Source organism: Enterococcus dispar ATCC 51266, from assembly GCF_000406945.1.
Taxonomy (GTDB): Bacteria; Bacillota; Bacilli; order Lactobacillales; family Enterococcaceae; genus Enterococcus_C; species Enterococcus_C dispar.
In genome coordinates this window covers 470,327-490,561 of the sequence record NZ_KE136354.1, presented here as the reverse complement: position 1 = coordinate 490,561, position 20,235 = coordinate 470,327, and the positions used below count along the sequence as shown (strand labels likewise).

The 20,235-nt window shown below is 37.3% G+C and carries 15 protein-coding genes; 1 reads left to right on the top strand and 14 read right to left on the bottom strand.

The window, feature by feature from the left end:
* Window positions 1-160: 160 nt before the first annotated feature.
* The 7 genes from RK01_RS02455 to RK01_RS02425 form a co-directional block, all read right to left on the bottom strand.
* Window positions 161-982 carry a DUF1803 domain-containing protein gene (locus RK01_RS02455; RefSeq protein WP_016171706.1) on the bottom strand — a complete coding sequence of 274 codons (822 nt, stop codon included), beginning with the start codon at window positions 980-982 and terminating at the stop codon, window positions 161-163.
* A gap of 144 nt (window positions 983-1,126) precedes the next feature.
* Window positions 1,127-2,056 carry a manganese-dependent inorganic pyrophosphatase gene (locus RK01_RS02450; protein ID WP_016171705.1) on the bottom strand — a complete coding sequence of 310 codons (930 nt, stop codon included), beginning with the start codon at window positions 2,054-2,056 and terminating at the stop codon, window positions 1,127-1,129.
* A 97-nt stretch (window positions 2,057-2,153) separates the two neighbouring features.
* Window positions 2,154-2,909 (bottom strand): pyruvate formate-lyase-activating protein, encoded by a 756-nt coding sequence (gene pflA, locus RK01_RS02445; protein WP_016171704.1) that lies wholly within the window; start codon window positions 2,907-2,909, stop codon window positions 2,154-2,156.
* Between the two features lie 145 nt (window positions 2,910-3,054).
* Window positions 3,055-5,283 (bottom strand): formate C-acetyltransferase, encoded by a 2,229-nt coding sequence (pflB, locus tag RK01_RS02440; RefSeq protein ID WP_016171703.1) that lies wholly within the window; start codon window positions 5,281-5,283, stop codon window positions 3,055-3,057.
* 280 nt (window positions 5,284-5,563) lie between these two features.
* Window positions 5,564-8,017, bottom strand: coding sequence for a DNA topoisomerase IV subunit A (gene parC, locus RK01_RS02435; RefSeq protein WP_016171702.1), 2,454 nt, complete (start codon window positions 8,015-8,017; stop codon window positions 5,564-5,566).
* Between the two features lie 11 nt (window positions 8,018-8,028).
* On the bottom strand, window positions 8,029-10,086 hold the full coding sequence (parE, locus tag RK01_RS02430; RefSeq protein ID WP_016171701.1) for a DNA topoisomerase IV subunit B: 2,058 nt from the start codon (window positions 10,084-10,086) through the stop codon (window positions 8,029-8,031).
* A 295-nt stretch (window positions 10,087-10,381) separates the two neighbouring features.
* Complete coding sequence (locus tag RK01_RS02425; protein WP_016171700.1) at window positions 10,382-10,801, bottom strand: CoA-binding protein; 420 nt, start codon at window positions 10,799-10,801, stop codon at window positions 10,382-10,384.
* Window positions 10,802-10,930: 129 nt separating this feature from the next.
* On the opposite strand from RK01_RS02425, the gene plsY reads away from it, so the two are divergent.
* Entirely contained in the window at window positions 10,931-11,578 is a 648-nt protein-coding gene (gene plsY, locus RK01_RS02420; protein WP_016171699.1) for a glycerol-3-phosphate 1-O-acyltransferase PlsY, read from the top strand.
* Window positions 11,579-11,764: 186 nt separating this feature from the next.
* Here plsY and RK01_RS02415 read toward each other — a convergent pair whose 3' ends face one another.
* From RK01_RS02415 to topA, 7 genes are all read right to left on the bottom strand, one after another.
* Window positions 11,765-12,640 (bottom strand): aldose 1-epimerase family protein, encoded by an 876-nt coding sequence (locus RK01_RS02415; RefSeq protein WP_016171698.1) that lies wholly within the window; start codon window positions 12,638-12,640, stop codon window positions 11,765-11,767.
* A gap of 45 nt (window positions 12,641-12,685) precedes the next feature.
* Window positions 12,686-13,477, bottom strand: a complete 792-nt coding sequence (codY, locus tag RK01_RS02410; RefSeq protein WP_034864835.1) for a GTP-sensing pleiotropic transcriptional regulator CodY — start codon at window positions 13,475-13,477, stop codon at window positions 12,686-12,688.
* A 23-nt stretch (window positions 13,478-13,500) separates the two neighbouring features.
* On the bottom strand, window positions 13,501-14,892 hold the full coding sequence (gene hslU, locus RK01_RS02405) for an ATP-dependent protease ATPase subunit HslU (protein WP_016171696.1): 1,392 nt from the start codon (window positions 14,890-14,892) through the stop codon (window positions 13,501-13,503).
* Between the two features lie 12 nt (window positions 14,893-14,904).
* The gene (gene hslV, locus RK01_RS02400; RefSeq protein ID WP_143139812.1) at window positions 14,905-15,453 is read right to left on the bottom strand and encodes an ATP-dependent protease subunit HslV; all 549 of its coding nucleotides are present in this window, start codon (window positions 15,451-15,453) and stop codon (window positions 14,905-14,907) included.
* 22 nt (window positions 15,454-15,475) lie between these two features.
* The gene (gene xerC, locus RK01_RS02395; protein WP_016171694.1) at window positions 15,476-16,381 is read right to left on the bottom strand and encodes a tyrosine recombinase XerC; all 906 of its coding nucleotides are present in this window, start codon (window positions 16,379-16,381) and stop codon (window positions 15,476-15,478) included.
* A gap of 361 nt (window positions 16,382-16,742) precedes the next feature.
* On the bottom strand, window positions 16,743-18,041 hold the full coding sequence (gene trmFO, locus RK01_RS02390) for a methylenetetrahydrofolate--tRNA-(uracil(54)-C(5))-methyltransferase (FADH(2)-oxidizing) TrmFO (protein WP_016171693.1): 1,299 nt from the start codon (window positions 18,039-18,041) through the stop codon (window positions 16,743-16,745).
* Window positions 18,042-18,149: 108 nt separating this feature from the next.
* The gene (topA, locus tag RK01_RS02385) at window positions 18,150-20,228 is read right to left on the bottom strand and encodes a type I DNA topoisomerase (RefSeq protein ID WP_016171692.1); all 2,079 of its coding nucleotides are present in this window, start codon (window positions 20,226-20,228) and stop codon (window positions 18,150-18,152) included.
* Between the last annotated feature and the right edge of the window lie 7 nt (window positions 20,229-20,235).

The following is a 20,235-nucleotide window of genomic DNA, read 5'->3' as shown; positions in this document are numbered from 1 at the left end:
TCCTGATTCATTCTATAATAATAATATCATCATATTATTAGAATTTCAACAATAATTGTTATTATTTTTTAATTTAATATTATTTAAACGAATCGATTTCAAAGAAAAATAAGGGAGCAGTAATTTTATGGCTAATAAAACCAGAATAATTTTGATTTTTTTAATTTTTAGTTAAAAGAATATATTGTATAAAATTATCTTTTCTATCCTCTAATAATTTTGCAAATAATAGCTGCCATCTAAAAACGTCTGACGGTATTGTAATAAGATTTTTACCGCCACTTGTCAAAGTAGGTATCTTCAATTGTAAAGTACCACTTTCATCTGTAGCCAAAATTTCTGACATTATTAACGCTTGAGTAAAGATAGAAGGACGTACTTTTTTCCTTTGTTCTACTCTTTGAATAATATAGGCAAATTGTGTTCCCGCATAAATTGGATCCACATCGCCGATAATTGCATATAAGTCACTTTTTTCTGCTTCCTGTTCTTTTGTTAAAGCGTCAAAATATTGGGGTAATGTTCTTATACTTTCCTCTACTTGGCCACTAATCAGCGTAAGTTCTTCACTTTTTAAAACAGCTACTCCGGCTAATGAAATAGAATCCATTACACCATAAAAATGGTCTTGTTGCGTCAAATTGTAAAAATAATTAAGCGCGGCTAAAAAATTAGCAGGCGATTCTTCTCTTAATTGTTTCAAAGCAACTTGAAAAGCGTCTTCTTGTGTAATTGTAATGCTCATCTCTTTAGACACAACAGGAAACATTAAACGATAACGCCGATTTTCTCGTAAAACTAACTTCAATTCAATTGCTGTATCAATAGTTTTTTCTAGATCAGGCATCGTAATATTTTGTTTTAAATCACGCAAAATCGACTGTTCATGCTGATATAAATACCTACATAAGTGCTGAAAAGTCTTATTACAGGCTATATTTTGATAAGCTTCTTTTTTACTACCACCATAATAAAATTTCATTTTTCACCATTACTCCTATTTTTTAATTGTCTGACGCCATATAAAAAACCCGATGAATCAGCGCTCTTTTTTATTATCTAAAAAGTAATAAAAAAGTTTTCGCTATCACTCGGGTATACATAAAAGAAACATTAATAATGTGGCTTAAGCAAAAGCTTCTGTTAGTTGGGGTACAACTTGTTTTTTGCGAGAAACTACACCTTTTAATAAAGCTCGGTTATTTTCTAACTTCGTATTAAACGCTGTTTCAATTTTTTCTTTTGCGTCGCCGACAACTAACAATTCAGAATCACTATCTAAGATGTTCGTCACAATCAAAACAAATAAATCGTAACCCTTTTTGTTATTTTCTTCTTTCATAGCAGCTTCTAATTCAGCTTGGCGATTGAAAACTTCATCTAAGTCAACAGTATTAACTTGACCAATACGAATATTTTTATCTCCCATTGGGAAACTTTTAGCATCAAGATCTAATAAGAAGTTAGCAGATTTATCACTTAAGTTAGTCCCAGCTTTCAACATTTCTAAGCCATAAGCTTCATAATCTGTTTCGGCAAGTATAGCAAGTTCTTTAGCTGCAGCGACATCTTCTGGTGTACAAGTAGGTGATTTAAATAGTAATGTATCTGAAATAATAGCGGATAACATTATACCAGCAATCGCTTTGGGAATTGTTACATCAGCTTCTTTATATAACTTTAAAACAATTGTACTTGTACAGCCCACAGGTTCAGCACGATAGTATAAAGGATTAGCTGTTTCAAAATTTGCAATCCGATGATGATCGACCACTGCTAAGATATTAACATCGGTAATATCACTTACACTTTGTTGAAATTCATTGTGATCAACTAACATCACATTTTCAGTATCATCTTTGGCATTTTTAATCACACGTGGTGCTTTTAAACCAAAATGGTCTAACGCATATTGCGTTTCTTCACTTGGATTTCCCAGTGCGACAGCTTCAACTGTTTCTTCACGTAATGCATCTTGCAAGTAAGCAAAGGCAATAGCTGCACCAATCGCATCAGTATCTGGATTTTGATGACCAAAAACTAAAATTTTTGACATGTAGGACACTCCTTTAATTATCATAGGTTTTCCATTCTTCTTTATGATAGCAAAAAACAGGAAAGATTCAATCAAAAATGCATCTTTCCTGTTAATTTTAACGGGTTAAATATTTTGTATAGTTATCAGTATGCAACAGTTCCTTCGCATTTTTTACGCGAGTTTCAGTTGGTGGTTCAATACCTTCCAAGGGATATTTCAAACCCATTTCCTGCCATTTGTACTTGCCCATCGTATGATAAGGTAAGATTTCTACCTTATCGACATTTTGCAGCGTTTGAATAAAGGCATCTAATCGGATTAAATATTCATCATAATCGCTTCTATGAGGAACTAAAACATGGCGAATCCAAACGGGTTTATTGATTTCAGATAAATAGCGCGCCATTTCCAAAATTGGGGTGTTGGCTTGTTTGGTCAACTTTTTATGGGCGTCATTGTCGATATGTTTGATATCAAATAACAATAAATCCGTATATTCCATTAAGGTATTGAATTGGGAAAAGAAGGGTTCTTCTCTTGTAAACGGTTGGCCACATGTATCAATGGTGGTATGCACACCCGCGGCTTTTGCTTTTTTGAATAAATCGATTAAAAAATCCATTTGGAGTAACGGTTCCCCACCACTGATGGTAATGCCACCTTTTTCACCCCAAAATTCTTTATATTTTAAAGCTTCTTCTAAAACATCATCGGCTGTCCGTTCTGTCCCCGTCCCAATTTTCCAAGTATCCGGGTTATGACAAAACTCACAACGCATTCGACACCCTTGGGTAAAAACGATAAACCGAATGCCCGGTCCGTCAACGGAACCAAAGCTTTCAGTAGAATGAATACGACCTGTCACAGTCATCCAAATAACTTCCTTTCGTATAAGAAAAGCAAACGGCTCATGTTTGCTGGCTAGATACTCCCGGTAAAACGCGGCCTGCTTTCTTGTAATGAAAAACAAAAGCGGCGGATAGTTTCCCATCCGCCACCTTATCGTACTTTTTTTATTACATCGATTCGTGCATTGTCCGCGCAATGACATCATCTTGTTGTTCTTTGGTTAACTTGATAAAGTTAACGGCATAACCGGATACCCGAATAGTTAATTGTGGGTATTTTTCTGGATGTGCTTGCGCATCTAACAAGGTGTCCCGATTGAAGACGTTAATATTCAAGTGGTGACCACCTTTTGCCGCATAACCGTCTAACATTGTAGCTAAGTTTTCTTCTTGTGTTGCTTCATCACGACCTAATGCCTTTGGCACGATAGAGAAGGTATTGGAAATACCATCTAGTGAGTAGTCGTAAGGAATTTTCGCTACAGAAGACAAGCTTGCTAACGCACCGTGAGTATCGCGACCGTGCATTGGGTTAGCTCCTGGCGCAAATGGTTGACCAGCGCGACGCCCGTCTGGTGTATTTCCCGTTTTCTTCCCGTAAACAACATTGGAAGTAATCGTCAAAATAGAAGTGGTATGTTTAGCATCCCGATATGTTTTGTTACGTTTTACTTTTGTCATGAAGGTCTTCAATAAGTTCACAGCGATTTCGTCGACGCGATCATCGTTGTTCCCATATTTTGGATAGTCTCCTTCAATGATGTAGTCTTCTACGATACCATTTTCATCACGAACTGTTTTAACTTTGGCATATTTAATCGCAGATAAAGAGTCAACGGCTACAGAGAAGCCTGCAATACCAGTGGCCATAGTGCGTAAGATATCGGTATCTTGTAATGCCATTTCAATACGTTCGTAGGAATATTTATCGTGCATGTAATGGATAATGTTTAATGTATTCAGATACAATTCTGTGATCCAGTCCATCATGGCATCGTATTTTTCAACAACTTCGTCGTAAGCGAGATATTCAGAAGTAATCGGCTGATATTTTGGTCCCACTTGTGCTTTTGATTTTTCATCAACCCCACCGTTAATCGCATATAACAATGTTTTCGCCAAGTTGGCACGCGCGCCAAAGAATTGCATTTGTTTCCCAATGCGCATCGCAGAAACACAACAAGCGATTCCGTAGTCGTCACCCCAATGTGGACGCATTACATCATCGTTTTCATATTGAATTGCGGAAGTTTGAATACTCATTTTGGCACAGAATGTTTTGAAGTTATGTGGAAGACGTGTCGACCATAAAACAGTCAAGTTTGGTTCTGGCGCAGGCCCTAAGTTTGATAAGGTGTGCAAGAAACGGAAACTATTTTTTGTGACCATATGACGGCCATCTTCTCCGATACCCCCGATAGATTCTGTTACCCAAGTTGGGTCGCCAGAAAATAGAGCGTTGTAATCGGGTGTCCGCGCAAATTTAACCAAGCGCAATTTCATTACAAAATGATCGACAATTTCTTGTGCTTCTTCTTCTGTTAAAACACCATTTTGTAAGTCACGTTCAACATAAATATCTAAGAAAGTTGATGTACGACCAAGAGACATTGCCGCACCATTTTGTTCTTTAATCGCAGCTAAGTAGCCAAGGTATAACCATTGGAAAGCTTCTTTGGCATTAGTAGCCGGTTGTGAAATATCAAAGCCATAAATCGTACCAAGCTCTTTTAATTCGTTTAATGCCCGTAATTGTTCGTTTAATTCTTCCCGTTGGCGAATTACGTCATCAGACATCGTACCATTGCCACAGTTGAATAAATCTTTTTGTTTTTCTTTAATTAAGAAGTCTACCCCATATAACGCTACCCGACGATAGTCGCCAATGATACGGCCTCGACCATAAGCATCTGGTAAACCAGTGATAACGCCAGAGCGACGTGCTGCGCGCATTTCAGGTGTATAGGCATCAAAAACGCCTTGATTATGTGTTTTACGATAGTCACGGAAAATATGTGAAATTTCAGGATCGATTTCATAGCCATACGCTTCAGCGGCTTGTTCAGACATGCGGATTCCACCGAATGGTTGTAAGCTGCGTTTGAAAGGTTTTTCAGTTTGGAAACCGACAACTGTTTCTAATTCTTTGTTTAAATAACCAGGACCATGAGAAGTGATTGTCGAAACCACTTTGGTATCCATATCTAAAACGCCACCATTGTCACGTTCTTGTTGGTTTAATTCCATTACTTGATCCCAAAGTTTTGTCGTTGCTTCTGTTGGGCCAGCTAGAAATTCATCTGTGCCGTCAAATTGTGTGTAGTTGGCTTGGATAAAATCACGTACGTTCACTTCATTTTGCCAAGCTTTGCCTTTAAATCCGTTCCATTGTTCCATTGAATGGACCTCCTTAAAAATTAGCTATACTTATGTAACAGCTTTACGAACACAGTATAACACATCACTTTCACTTTGCAAGCATTTTCTTGTGTGTAATTGAACTATTTGTTGCGTTATCTTATAAAGACACATGTAAACACTGCCATACAAATGATAACAAGGAATGTGAAGAGATTATCTTTTTATTAAATAAGCCTTTTCATTGGAGTTCATGCTCACAAAAAAGCATTTCTGTATTAATACAGAAATGCTTTTTAAACACAAACGATATAACAGATTAATCTTTTATAATTATTGGATGTTTTAATTCTTGCACATCCATTATTTGGCCACCATTTTTTTCATCCATAACAAAAGAACCATTTGAAGTGCGATCAGCGATATTGAACTGATTCACACTTATTTCCGTTTGCTGTCCTTTTTGATTGGTAAGTACTAATGTTTGATCGCTGCCATTTCCCATGTATACTATGCGGTGGGGATTATTTTTTAATTCTCGCAAGACCATAAGACCCCGTTTAGCTCGACCTAATTGATTCAATTCTTGTGCTAACATTCTTTTTACAGCACCTCTTTGCGTAACAATAATTACGGGGTTGTCTCCCATCGGATAAACCAGCTGTCCGTTAACTACAAAATCATCAGCTTTTAAATTCATCGATTTAACTCCCGCAGCTTTCGGTCCCACAACAGGAACTTCACTCAAAGCATAGCGTAAGCCAAAACCACGATAACTAACCAAGAAAACATCCAAAGCATCATTTTCATCTACTAAAAATACATTCGTAATAACATCTTCTGTATCTTTAAATTTTACAATGGCTAGAGGACGACTCTTATAAGTCCGCCATGGCTCAAATTCACTCATTTTTGTTTGCTTGATAAAACCATTTTTGGTTATAACGACAAAATTTTTAGCTGGATCTAACTGTTTATATGGATAAACCGCAATAATTGCTTCATCCACAGCCATATTGAGCATTGTTTGGGAAATATGTTCCCCAATTTCTTTCCAACGCAAATCAGGTAATTCATGGACCGGACGATAAATGACATTTCCCTTATTGGTAATTAACAGAAGGTGATCCAGGGTATTCACTTCACCCGTATATAAAACAAAATCTCCATCCTTCATTCCTAATTCTTCAGGTTTAGAAGCTGCATAAGAACGCAAACTGCTTCGTTTAATATAGCCATCATGGGTAACTGAAACAATGACATCTTCTTGAGCTACAAGAACTTCTGTTTCAATTTTCAATTCTTTAATTTCAGCTTCAATTTGTGTCAAACGAGGTTGCCCATAACTCTTTTTAACTTCTTTCAACTCTTTTTTAATGACACTTAAAAGTTCCGTTTCATTATCTAGAATCTTTTTCAATTCGGCAATATAAGCCGCTAATTCTTTTGCTTCTTGCTGCAATTGAGTTATATCAGTATTTGTTAGACGATACAATTGTAAATTTACAATTGCTTCTGCCTGTGCTTCAGTAAAGCCATGCGCAACAATCAAGTTGTTTTTGGCATCTTTTTTATCTTTACTACCGCGAATAGTAGCAATTACTTCATCTAGAATCGATAATGCTTTCATTAAACCATCGACAATATGCTGCCGTTTTTGGGCTTTATCTAATTCAAAACGACTACGTTTTAAGACAACATCACGTCGATGTTTAATATAGCTATTTAAAATAGTAAGTAGGCCTACTTGTTTAGGTCGCATTTCATCAATGGCAACCATGTTAAAATTGTAATTGATTTGCAGCTCAGTATTTTTGAACAAATAATTTAAAATACCTTCTGCATTGGCATCTTTTTTTAATTCTACGACTATACGCAAACCAGTACGATCAGTTTCATCGCGAACTTCTGCAATACCGTCAATCTTCTTAGCTAGACGAATTTCATCAATTTTCTTCACCAGCGTAGCTTTGTTTACTTCATAAGGAATTTCAGTCACAACAATTTGTTCTTTATTCCCTTTGATTTTTTCAATCTCGGTAAGAGAACGCAAGATAACTTTTCCTCTGCCATTTTCATACGCTTTTTTCAACTCCGCTTTTCCTTGTAAGATACCTCCCGTAGGAAAATCAGGTCCAGGAATAAACTCCATTAATTTATCCAAGGTAGCGGTGGGATGATCAATTAAATAAATGGTGCCATTAATCACTTCTGTTAAATTGTGAGTCGGGATTTCAGTTGCATAACCAGCAGAAATACCAGTGGAACCATTTACCAAAAGATTTGGAAACTTCGCCGGTAAAACAGTTGGTTCTTTTTCCGTATCGTCAAAGTTCCATACCATATCAATCGTTTCTTTTTCAATATCTTTTAGTAATTCACCACTTAATTGGGACAAGCGTGCTTCAGTATAACGCATTGCAGCTGGCGGATCTCCGTCCATACTCCCATTATTACCGTGCATTTCAATTAAAATTGCCCGCAGTTTCCAATCTTGGCTCATACGAACCATCGCTTCATAAATACTACTGTCACCATGAGGATGGTAATTCCCCATGATATTTCCGACAGATTTAGCTGATTTACGAAACGCTTTTTCGTAAGTATTGCCATCTTTATTCATACTAAATAAAATACGGCGTTGAACCGGTTTTAACCCATCACGAATATCAGGTAATGCCCGTTCTTGAATAATATATTTTGAATAGCGGCCAAAGCGGTCGCCCATGACTTCCTCAAGTGTTAATTCTTGAACATTATGATTGTGTTCCACTTTGCCACCTCCTACTCTTCAAATAAACTAATTTCTGTAGCATTTTCTTTTTGGGAATCTGAGTTTTGGGCATGTGCCTTTTCTTCATCAAAAATTTCACTGTTAGGAGCTTCTTCGTCTGCTTTTTTTTCTAAGATGCTCCCGTCTTCTTCTAATGAGAACTGGACATGACTTTCAATCCACTTTCGGCGGGGTTCAACTTTATCCCCCATTAAGGTCGTAACACGTCGTTCTGCTTTTGCGGCATCATCGATTCTTACTCGAATTAATGTCCGAGTCTCTGGGTCCATGGTGGTTTCCCACAATTGTTCAGCATTCATTTCCCCTAATCCTTTATACCGTTGTAGCATATAACCTTTGCCAACTTTTTGGATAACTTGTTGCAATTCTTCATCTGTCCAAGCATACTCTGTCACAGCTTTTTTACCTGCTCCCTTGGAAACTTTATAAAGTGGTGGTAAAGCAATATATACTTTTCCAGCCTCAATTAATGGTTTCATATAACGATAAAAGAAGGTTAAAAGTAATACTTGAATGTGCGCACCATCGGTATCCGCATCAGTCATGATAATGACTTTGTCATAATTACAATCCTCAATAGCAAATTCTGGCCCTACACCCGCACCAATTGTATAAATCATTGTATTAATTTCTTCATTTTTTAAAATGTCTTGCAACTTCGCTTTTTCAGTATTGATCACTTTTCCTCGTAAAGGCAAAATTGCTTGGAACTTACGATCGCGTCCTTGTTTTGCCGAACCGCCGGCAGAATCCCCTTCGACTAAATACAATTCATTTTTCTTAGGATTGCGGGATTGCGCGGGGGTCAATTTACCAGAAAGTAAAGACTCGCCTTTTTTACGCTTTTTACCTGTGCGACTTTCTTCCCGTGCTTTACGAGCAGCTTCTCTAGCCTCTCTGGCTTTAATAGCTTTTCGGACTAGCATTTGACTCATTTCACTATTTTCTTGTAAATAAAATCCTAACTGCTCACCTAAAACCCCATCGACTGCATTTCGAGCACTTGGTGTTCCTAACTTTTCTTTTGTTTGACCTTCAAATTGTAATAAATTCTCTGGAACTCGAATAGAAAGAACAGCAGCTAAGCCTTCCCGAAAATCGCTGCCTTCTAGGTTACGGTCTTTTTCTTTTAATAGATTCACTTTGCGAGCATATTCATTAAAAGCTTTTGTCAAAGAAGCCTTCATTCCCGCTTCATGTGTACCACCATCTTTGGTCCGGACATTATTGACAAAAGATAAAATATTTTCCGAATACCCATCGTTATATTGCATGGCAACTTCAACTTCAATACCGTCTTTTTCGCCACTAAAATAGATGACAGGAGTAAGAGAATCTTTTTCTTCATTGAGATAATCAACAAATTCTTTAATTCCTTCTTCAAAATGAAAAACTTCTATAACAGGTGTCTCGCCTCTTAAATCCGTTAAAGTAATTTTAACGTCCCGCAATAAAAAAGCAGATTCTCTTAATCGTTCTGCTAAAGTTTCATATGAGAATTTAATTGTCGAAAAAATTGTATCATCTGGTAAAAAAGTGACTGTAGTGCCATTTTTCTTTTTCGTTTTACCTATTTTTTTCAAAGTTCCCTGCGGCTTTCCACCATTGATGAATTTTTCTTCATAAATCACACCATCACGAACAATGGTGACCGTCAGCCATTTTGATAATGCATTGACAACACTCGCCCCTACACCATGAAGACCACCAGAAGTTTTGTATCCTCCTTGGCCAAATTTTCCACCAGCATGCAAAACAGTAAAAATAACTTCAACTGTTGGTATACCCGATGCGTGCATACCAACTGGCATCCCACGACCGTTATCGCTAACGGTAATACTATTATCTTGATTAATGGTGACAGAAATCTCATTACCAAATCCTGATAATGCCTCGTCGACAGAATTATCGACAATTTCATAAACTAAATGGTGCAAGCCGCGACTATCGGTTGAACCAATATACATTCCCGGACGTTTTCGAACTGCCTCAAGTCCTTCTAGGACCTGAATGGAGGCATCATTGTACTCTGTTGTTTTTTTTGCCAAAGCAAACGCTCCTTTGATAAAAGTAGTGGGTCAAACCCTTTTATGACTTTTTTAACGCAATCTAAAAGTGCGCTTCCTCTATCTTACTCTAAAAAACGTGTGAAAAAAAGTCTTAAATAAATGAGAAATTTTAAAGATACGCTTTAACTGGGTAAAAGTGCAAGGAAACATACGTTCTTATTTGGTTTTTGAAGAAAAATAAAATTTTACTATTTTGATAGGCAAAGAAAGACTAAACAAACTTTCTTCCCAACTTCTCATAAGTCGTTTATCCGTTTGCTTAGTCTTATTTTATCTATACCATTTTATTTAATTCAATTTTGATACAACGATTCATAATCACGTCGTTTCGCCCTGCATTTTGCAGCATTTCCCACGCTTGCTCACTTTGCAAACCCAATTGCGCCCAAAAAACTTTTGCATCGGTTTTTAAAAAGTCAGCCGCCACTTCTGGTAAAAATTCACTGCGCCGGAAGATATCAACAATATCAATTTTGTCTGGGATACTGGCTAAATCAGCATAAACTTTTTCACCTAAAATTTCACTATCGACATGTTGTGGGTTTACCGGAATGATACGATAGCCATGATTTTGCAACAAGCGGGCAATTTGAAAACTAACCCGATCTTCTTTTGGGCTTAAGCCGACCACTGCGATATTTTTGGCTTCTTTTAAAATTTGAAAGATTTTCTCTTGACTAGGATTTTCAAACATAACAAACACTCCTTTAAATTATAATATTAATTAGTTAGACTATACGCTAATGAAGAAATATTGGCAAAGAGTTGTTCCTATATTTCTTTCATGCTAAAATTACGCTAGTTTGAAGAATTGAGGTTTTGTATGAAAATAATTATTTTAATGATAATCGCCTACTTATTAGGATCAATTCCCTCTGGCGTTTGGATTGGAAAACTATTCTATCAAAAAGATATTCGCCAATTTGGCAGTGGTAATACCGGTACCACCAATACTTTTCGTGTATTAGGTAAGCCGGCTGGAACTGTTGTTTTGTTAATGGATATCTTAAAAGGAACGTTAGCTACTCTTTTGCCTACGTTATTTCACGTGAGCAATATCAACCCCTTGTGGTTTGGTGTTTGTGCTATTTTAGGTCATACTTTCCCCATTTTCGCTGGATTTAAAGGCGGTAAGGCCGTAGCAACTAGTGCAGGTATGTTATTGGGTTATAGTCCTATCTTCTTTTTATATTCGGCTACGATTTTTGTTGTTTGCCTTTTCGTTACCAGCATGGTGAGTTTAACCAGCATGATTGCAGCTGTTTTGATTACATTATCAACCGTCATTTTACCTGAAGTTTGGCCTCAGGTTTTACCCCAACACAATTGGTTATTAACTTTAATTGCCTGCGGGTTGACTATTTTTATTTTTTATCGCCATCGCGATAATATTAAACGAATCAAAAACGGCACTGAAAGCCGCATCCCCTTTGGTTTAAATCGGCATAAGGATTCATCTAAGAAAAACTGAAGGGAAAATTGAAACAAACTCTTAGTGACCCTCACCTTTTTTGCCTTAAGTCAGAATTAGAAAAAATTATTTATTAAATTTCTTTCAGTTCTGACATGATTTCGCTAAGAGTTTGTTTGCAAAAAATATAATTTTTTTCTATAAAAAGACCTTTAAAAGTTTAAAACTTTTAAAGGTCTTTTTATTTTATTTCACTGTGATGGCATATTTAGTTGCAAATTTTTCACGACCAGCCAACTGTTGTATACCCAATTTTTCAATTAATTCACCTGTAGCATCTGTAGTATCGGCAATCCCACACCACGGTTCAATACAGACAAAAGGTGATTCTGTTGGATAAGGCGACCAAATTCCCACATAAGGCATGTCTTTGTAACTTAACGTCACACTATGAGGGGATTTTTCACTACAAATAGAAATAGCATTTAGTCCCTTAGTTTCAAAAATTACCGCGTCATTTTTAAACATATCATGAGTTAAAGCTAAATTCGTATTGGTTTGTCCCAACGTCCGTTGCTCTAAATCAATATAATTACCAGCAAGCGGTAAACTCAATCGAGATTTACGGGGTGAAAAGGCCAAATAGTAATCCTCAAAATTCAGCCCTTTTTCCAATGGTACATTAAAAGCTGGGTGTCCACCAATTGAAAAGAACATTTCTTCTTCCGCTAAATTTTCCACTTCATATTTTACAGTTAAACCTTCACCGCCCAGTTCATAACGAATGATTAATTCAAAATCAAACGGAAAGACTGCTTTTGTTTCTTCTGTGGTTTTCAGAATAAAGCTAGCGCTATCGCCAGTTTCTTCTAATAATGAAAAGTCCATGTTGCGGGCAAAGCCGTGTTTAGGCAAATGATAGGTTTTGCCTTTATAACGGTAACTATCTTCTTTTAGTCCCCCTACGATAGGAAATAAAATCGGCGCATGCTTTCCCCAATATTTGGGATCGGCTTGCCATATATATTCCAATTCTGTCGTTTTGCTAACTAAACTTTGTAACTCTGCACCATGTAACGCAATTTTGGCACGTAATTGATCATTTTCAATTGTCACCGTCATTTACGGCACCTCCTCATTTCGCTGTCCTATACCTTCTTGTTAATATTAGTGACTGTGTTTATCCAATTCTTCTTTAAAGCGTTTGTTTAAAACGCGTAAATACGTCCCTTTCATCCCCAGTGAACGGGATTCAATAATGCCAGCTGATTCCAATTTTCGTAAAGCATTCACAATCACAGAACGCGTAATTCCAATTTCATCGGCAATACTGGAAGCTGTTAAGCGTCCTTCATCTCCTTGTAAAGCGGCAAAAATCGCTTGGACTGCTTTTAATTCACTATAAGAAAGCGTACTAATCGCCATCTGAACAGCAGTTGCACTTCTGACATCTGCTTCAATATCGCGGGATTTTTGATACAAGAACTGCATACCTACTACCGTTGCACCATACTCAGCTAAGACTAAATCATCTTCGTCAAAAGCGGTATCCATCCGTGCCAAAATAATAGTGCCCAAACGTTCACCGGCACCAAAAATCGGCACCACTGTAGTTAACCCATTCGGATATTTTTCTCGTTGTTCAATTGGAAAAGCAGTCATATCAGAAGAAATGGGAATATTTGCTTCTGTTTTAGTCAAATGGTCAACCACTTCAGTGTAAATTTGGGGAAATTGTTTTTCTTCAAACATATTTTTAACGCGATCGTTATTCACATCATGTTTTTCATTAAAACCTAACAAGACGCCTTCACTACTAATAATATAGGCATTACTATCCAAAATATCCCCTAAAATTAACGCCATATTGTTATAGGGCAGCTCCAATGTCATATCAAACGTATTTTTTTGTTGCAGTAACTGATTGATACGGCGTGTTTTGTCTAATAAAGTTGTCATCTTTTTCATTTTCCTTCCTGTGGTTACAAAATGTAGCGACTTAAATCTTGATTTTTTACAATAGCATCTAATTTTTCTTCGACATAAGCGGCAGTGATCGTAATTTCTCCCATTTGCATGTCGGGTGCTTCAAATAACAAATCTTCCAGTAATTTTTCCAAGATAGTATGCAAACGTCTAGCACCAATATTATCGGTATCACGATTGACATCAAAAGCGATTTGTGCAATCTTTTCAATCGCTTCTTTGGTAAAGATGACTTTGACATTTTCCGTTCCGAGTAACGCGATATATTGCTTGATTAAAGAATTGTTTGGTTCTGTCAATATCTTGATAAAATCGTCTGCTGTTAAATCGTCTAATTCAACGCGAATTGGGAAACGACCTTGTAATTCTGGAATCAAATCACTAGGCTTTGCCACATGAAAGGCCCCAGAAGCGATAAATAAAATGTGATCTGTCTGAATCATGCCATATTTGGTATTTACTTGAGAACCTTCTACAATTGGTAAAATATCTCGTTGTACCCCTTCTCTTGAGACTTCACCAGATTGTTGGGAGCGTGAAGTAATTTTATCAAATTCATCAATAAAGATTATGCCATTTGCTTCAGCTAATCGAATTGCTTCACTGTGAATATCCGCATCATTAACCAGTTTGGCCGATTCTTCTTGCACTAAAAGTTCTCGTGCTTCTTTAACCGTTACTGTACGTTCTACTTTCTTTTGCGGTTTTAAAGCTTCGAGTGTTTCGTTAATATCAATACCCATTTGTTCTAACCCGTTGTTCATCACAGGACCTTTTGTTTTGGGCTCGTCAATTTCAATGGTGACTTCTCTTTCATCTAATACACCACGTTCTAACTGTTCAAAAATCGCTTGGCGATTCGTTTTAATTTCTTCGGTTAATTCTTCTTTTGGTTCTTCTTGTTGCGTATTAAAAATATTCATCATTTGTTCATAAGGATTACTAGTTTTCTTTTGTTCTTTTTTAATTCCTGGCACCAGTACTTTTACCAATCGACGATTGGCTTTTTTGACTGCTCGGGTATAGACGCGGCTGTATTGCTCTTTACGCACAATTTGAATTGCATTTTCGACTAAATCTCGAACCATTGATTCCACATCGCGCCCCACATAACCCACTTCAGTAAATTTTGTCGCTTCGACTTTTACAAAAGGGGCTTGGACGATTTTAGCTAAGCGGCGGGCAATTTCTGTTTTCCCTACGCCTGTCGGTCCAATTAAAAGAATATTTTTCGGAGTTACATCTTGTTGCATTTCTTCATCTAATTGCAAGCGTCTGTAGCGATTGCGCAAAGCGACAGCAACCGATTTTTTTGCATCTTTTTGTCCTACAATATACTGGTCAAGTTCCGCCACAATTTGGCGGGGTGATTTTGTCATTTCATTCATAAAATTCCCTCACTACATTTCTTCCACAATAATATTGTGGTTAGTAAAGATACAAATGTCTGCCGCAATATTTAGTGCATTTTCTGCAATTTCTTTGGCAGTCATTTCATCATTATTGTATTTTTTCATCGCCCGAGCAGCAGCTAAAGCATAGTTACCACCAGAACCGATTGCCAAAATTCCATCGTCAGGCGTAATAACTTCACCAGTTCCTGAGACTAACAGCATTTCTTCTTTATTCATGACGATCAGCATTGCTTCTAATTTTTGCATAGATTGTTGTGTCCGCCACTCTTGCGCTAACTCTACGGCTGCCCGTTGTAAATTACCATTATATTCATTTAATTTGGCTTCAAATTTTTCTTCTAAGGTAAAAGCATCGGCTACACTACCAGCAAAGCCAACGACAACTTCGCCGTTATAAATACGGCGTACTTTTTTGGCAGTTCCTTTCATAACAACTTGTTCTCCCATTGTTACTTGGCCATCTCCGGCCATAGCAAACTTGCCGTCTTTTTCCACCGCACAAATTGTAGTGGAATGAAATTGTGATTCCATCATATTCCTCCTAAGTTTAAATCCCTTATTCCTGTGCCCGCGGATGAAATTTGCGATAATTATTTTGTAAACTTTCCTTTGTGACATGGGCATATATTTGGGTTGATGATAAATTAGCGTGTCCCAATAATTCTTGTACGGTTCGCATATCTGCCCCATTATTCAGTAAATGAGTAGCAAATGTGTGCCGCAGCATATGGGGATGAATTTTGCTATCCAAACTACTCTTTTTAATCAGTTGATTAAAAATGTACTCAATACCTCTAGTAGTAATAGGGCCACCTCTTTGATTAACAAAAACAAAAGGATGATCTTCTGCGACATTTTCCATCAAGTGAGGTCTAGCTAATGTCAAATATTCTTGTAAAGCAACTTGCGCATAAGAACCAAAAGGAACATAACGATCCTTACTCCCTTTACCGTGAATCAATAAGACTTCACCTTGCCAGTCAATTGCACCTAATGTTAATTTTGCACATTCACTTACCCGTAAACCAGAACCATAAAGAATTTCTAGTAAAGCACGGTTGCGAATTTCAAGAGGCTTATCCCCTTGCGCGGCTTGAAAGAGCGCTGCCATTTCATTTTCATAAAAAAAGCGGGGTAATTTACTATTTTGCTTTTTTAAATGAATATAAGAAAAAGGATTTTCCTCAATTGCTTCTTGTTTTAATAAGTATTGATAAAAAGAACGCAAACTGGCAATTTTGCGACTAATTGAATTACGACTGTACTGGCGTTCATTCAAAAAGCTAAGATACACCCGAACGTCGCGATGATCAATTTGTAAATAATCGCTGTTGCCACTTTCTTTTAAAAAGTCACGAAAATCTTGCAAATCTTCTTGATAAGCTGCTGTCGTTAAAACAGAATAGCCCCTCTCAAATTGCAAGTAACGTAAAAATTCTTGTGGCCAGTCAAAAGTCGTCATCTTACACCTCATTTCTGTCCGCAATTAATGTAGCATACAACGAATTAAAAAACAAACAAATTGTCAGAATTTAAACAATATTTCCTGCTTTTATCACAATTTACACAATATTGTCATACTTATTTCCAAAAAAATGCGCAAAAAGAGGATTAGAGCGAGGTTCACTCTTTTTTTATCCATTTTCAAACGTGCCATCTCATGTCAGCTTAACAATAAAAAGGTAACAAACTTTATTCTTTTTTTCAATCACAAGAAGATCACAATGACACAAAGAAAAAGCAGGATAAAAAAAACAGTCATACTTTAATGGTCCAATTTAATGACGACAAAAAAGCTATGACACTTGTCATAGCTTTTTTCTTTAAATTTCTGTCTGTGCTAAATGAGTTAAGGCTCGTTCAGCTAGTGTTTGATAGCGTACTTTTTTATCGCGAATACGCTCTGGTAATTCTGGTAATAGCCCAAAGTTAGCGTTCATCGGCTGAAAATGTTTGCCTTCTGCATGGGTAATATAATAAGCCATTGAACCAATTACGGTTTCTTTTGGCATCGTTTGGACTGCTTGTCCTAAAGCCAAACGAGCTGCATTTTTCCCTGCTAATAACCCACTTGCGGCACTTTCCACGTAGCCTTCCACACCTGTCATTTGACCGGCAAAAAACAAATCATCCCGTTTAACCGACTGGTATGTCGGACGTAATAATTCCGGTGAATTCATAAAACTATTACGATGCATCACACCATAACGTACAAATTCTGCATTTTCTAATCCCGGAATCATTTGGAAAACCCGTTTTTGTTCTCCCCATTTTAAATGGGTTTGGAAACCAACGATATTATATAAAGAAGCGGCAGCATTATCTTGACGTAATTGAATCACAGCATATGGACGCTTACCCGTTTTAGGATCTTCTAATCCTACTGGCTTCATTGGGCCAAAAAGCATTGTTTTTTCCCCACGCGCGGCCATCACTTCAATTGGCATACACCCTTCAAAATACTTTTCTTTTTCAAATGTTTTCAAAGGGGCAACTTCTGCCGTAATTAAGGCTTCGCGAAATGCATGAAATTCATCTTTAGTCATAGGACAATTTAAGTAAGCTGCTTCTCCTTTATCATAGCGGGATTTCAGATATACTTTATCCATATCGATAGTACTTTTATCAATAATCGGGGCCGCCGCATCATAAAAATAAAAGCCATCCGAACCGTTATATGCCTTAATTGCGTCTGCTAATTTAGAAGAGGTCAAAGGCCCAGTTGCAATTACTGTAATCCCACTTGGAATTTCAGTAATTTCTTCTGAAATAACGGTCACATTGGGATGTTCTTTCACTTTTTTAGTAACAGTAGCAGAAAATGAATCACGATCGACAGCTAAAGCACCACCAGCTGGAACTGCCGTTTCATCAGCGGATGTTATAATTACGGAGTTTAATCGGCGCATTTCTTCTTTTAAAACGCCCACCGCATTGGCTAAACTATTGCCACGTAAAGAGTTGGAGCATACTAATTCAGCAAAATCAGAAGTATGATGTGCTTCTGTCGATTTTTCCGGCCGCATTTCATAAAGGCGTACAGAAACTCCCGCTTCAGCAATTTGCCAAGCAGCTTCACTACCGGCTAAACCGGCACCAATTACATTTACAAATTCAGTCATTTTATTCTTCCGTTCTTAAAATTTTAACAAAACTTAGGGGCATAACTTAACTTTTCCATCAAATGAAGCGGATAAATCAGCCAAATTGCCCCTTGATTTTTGGACGTTTTATTTTTGGACGTTTTCTTCGTAGTCGCCATTAATACACACGACTTGCTTGCCGCCCTTAACTTTTTTCTCTACCAAATACTGGCCACATTTTGGACAATCCCGTCCAATTGGTTTGTCCCAAGAAGTAAAATCACAATCCGGATAGCGAGAACATCCGTAGAACAAACGGTTTTTCTTTGATTTTCTTTCAATGACTTGTCCTTTATGACAAACAGGACAGACAACCCCTATTTCTTTGACGATAGGTTTAGTATTGCGACAATCGGGAAAATTACTGCACGCATAAAACTTACCATAACGTCCTAACTTAATGACCATTGGATGCCCACAGACATCACAATCAAATCCCGCTGGTTCATCTTTAATTTGGACTTTTTCAATTTTTTCTTCTGCATTGGTTAACTCGGTTTCAAAAGGTTTATAGAAGCGGTCAACCACTTTAACCCAGTTTTCTTTTCCTTCTTCCACCTTATCCAAGTCGGTTTCCATTTCAGCAGTAAAGTTCACATCAACAATTTGAGGGAAAAATTCTTCAATTAATGCATTCACAATTTCACCTAATTCAGTCGGTTCAAAACGTTTTTGTTGTAATTTTACATAATAACGACGTTGAATGGTTTCAATCGTTGGCGCATAAGTTGAAGGACGCCCTACTCCTTTTTCTTCCAAGGTGCGAATTAAGGTAGCTTCACTAAAGCGAGCGGGAGGTTGTGTAAAGTGTTGTTTTGGTTCAATATCAATAGCTTTCACTACATCTCCCACAACTAGCTCTGGTAAAATATTTTCTTTTTCTTCTTTGCCGTCATCTGTTCCTTCTACATAGACCTGCATAAACCCTTTAAATTTGACCTTGGAACCGTTGGCAATAAAGATAACACCGTTTTGTTCCAACGTTACTTTCATTGTATCTAAAACAGCCGGTGTCATTTGACTCGCGACAAAACGCGACCAAATTAACGTATAAAGTTTTAATTGATCTTTATCCAAATACTTTTTCATTTCATCCGGAGTCCGCGTCACACTAGTGGGACGCACCGCTTCATGGGCATCTTGTGCCCCTTGTGCGTTTTTTACTTTTTTGTGGCTGTGAGAAGAGTATTCCTTGCCATACGTTGTTTCAATAAATTCGGCTGCTTCTGCTTTTGCGGAGTCAGCAATTCGTTTTGAATCAGTACGCATGTAAGTAATTAAACCAACTGTACCTTGTTTCCCCAAAGCAATTCCTTCATAAAGTTGTTGAGCCACCATCATTGTCTTACGCGTACGGAAATTTAACTTGCGGGCAGCTTCTTGTTGCATACTACTTGTGGTAAAGGGTGCTGCTGGGTTACGTTTGCGTTCTTTTTTCTCAACTTTGGTGACATCATAGTCCTTCCCATCTAAACGGCTGGTAACTTCTTTGATACTTTCAGCATTTGGTAATTTTTTCTTTTTACCATCTACACCCCAAAAATTTGCTTTAAACTTTTTGCGCTCTTTTTGAAAGTTACCATCAATCGACCAATATTCTTCTGGAATAAACTGTCGGATTTCTTTTTCCCGGTCAATAACCATCTTTAAAGCAATAGACTGCACCCGACCTGCACTTAGTCCTTTTTTGACTTTGCGCCATAAAATTGGACTAATAGAATAGCCAACTAAGCGGTCTAAAACCCGTCGCGCTTGTTGGGCATCAACTAAGTCCACATCAATTGTTCGTGGCTCTTTAAAAGCAGCTTTTACCGCGTCTTTTGTAATTTCGTTAAATACTACTCGATTTTTATCTTCTAAATCAAGATTTAATAAATGCGCCAAATGCCATGCAATCGCTTCTCCCTCACGGTCCGGGTCACTTGCGAGATAGACTTTTTGCGCTTTTTTAGCAGCACTTCTTAAACTTTTGATAACATCGCCCTTACCACGGATCGAAATATAGTGAGGCTCGTAATTATTTTCCACATCAATTCCCATTTTACTTTTTGGTAAATCACGAATATGGCCGACACTGGCCACAACTTTATAGTTACGCCCTAAGTACTTTTCGATTGTCTTGGCTTTTGCCGGTGACTCAACAATTACTAAATATTTATATGCCATATATGAA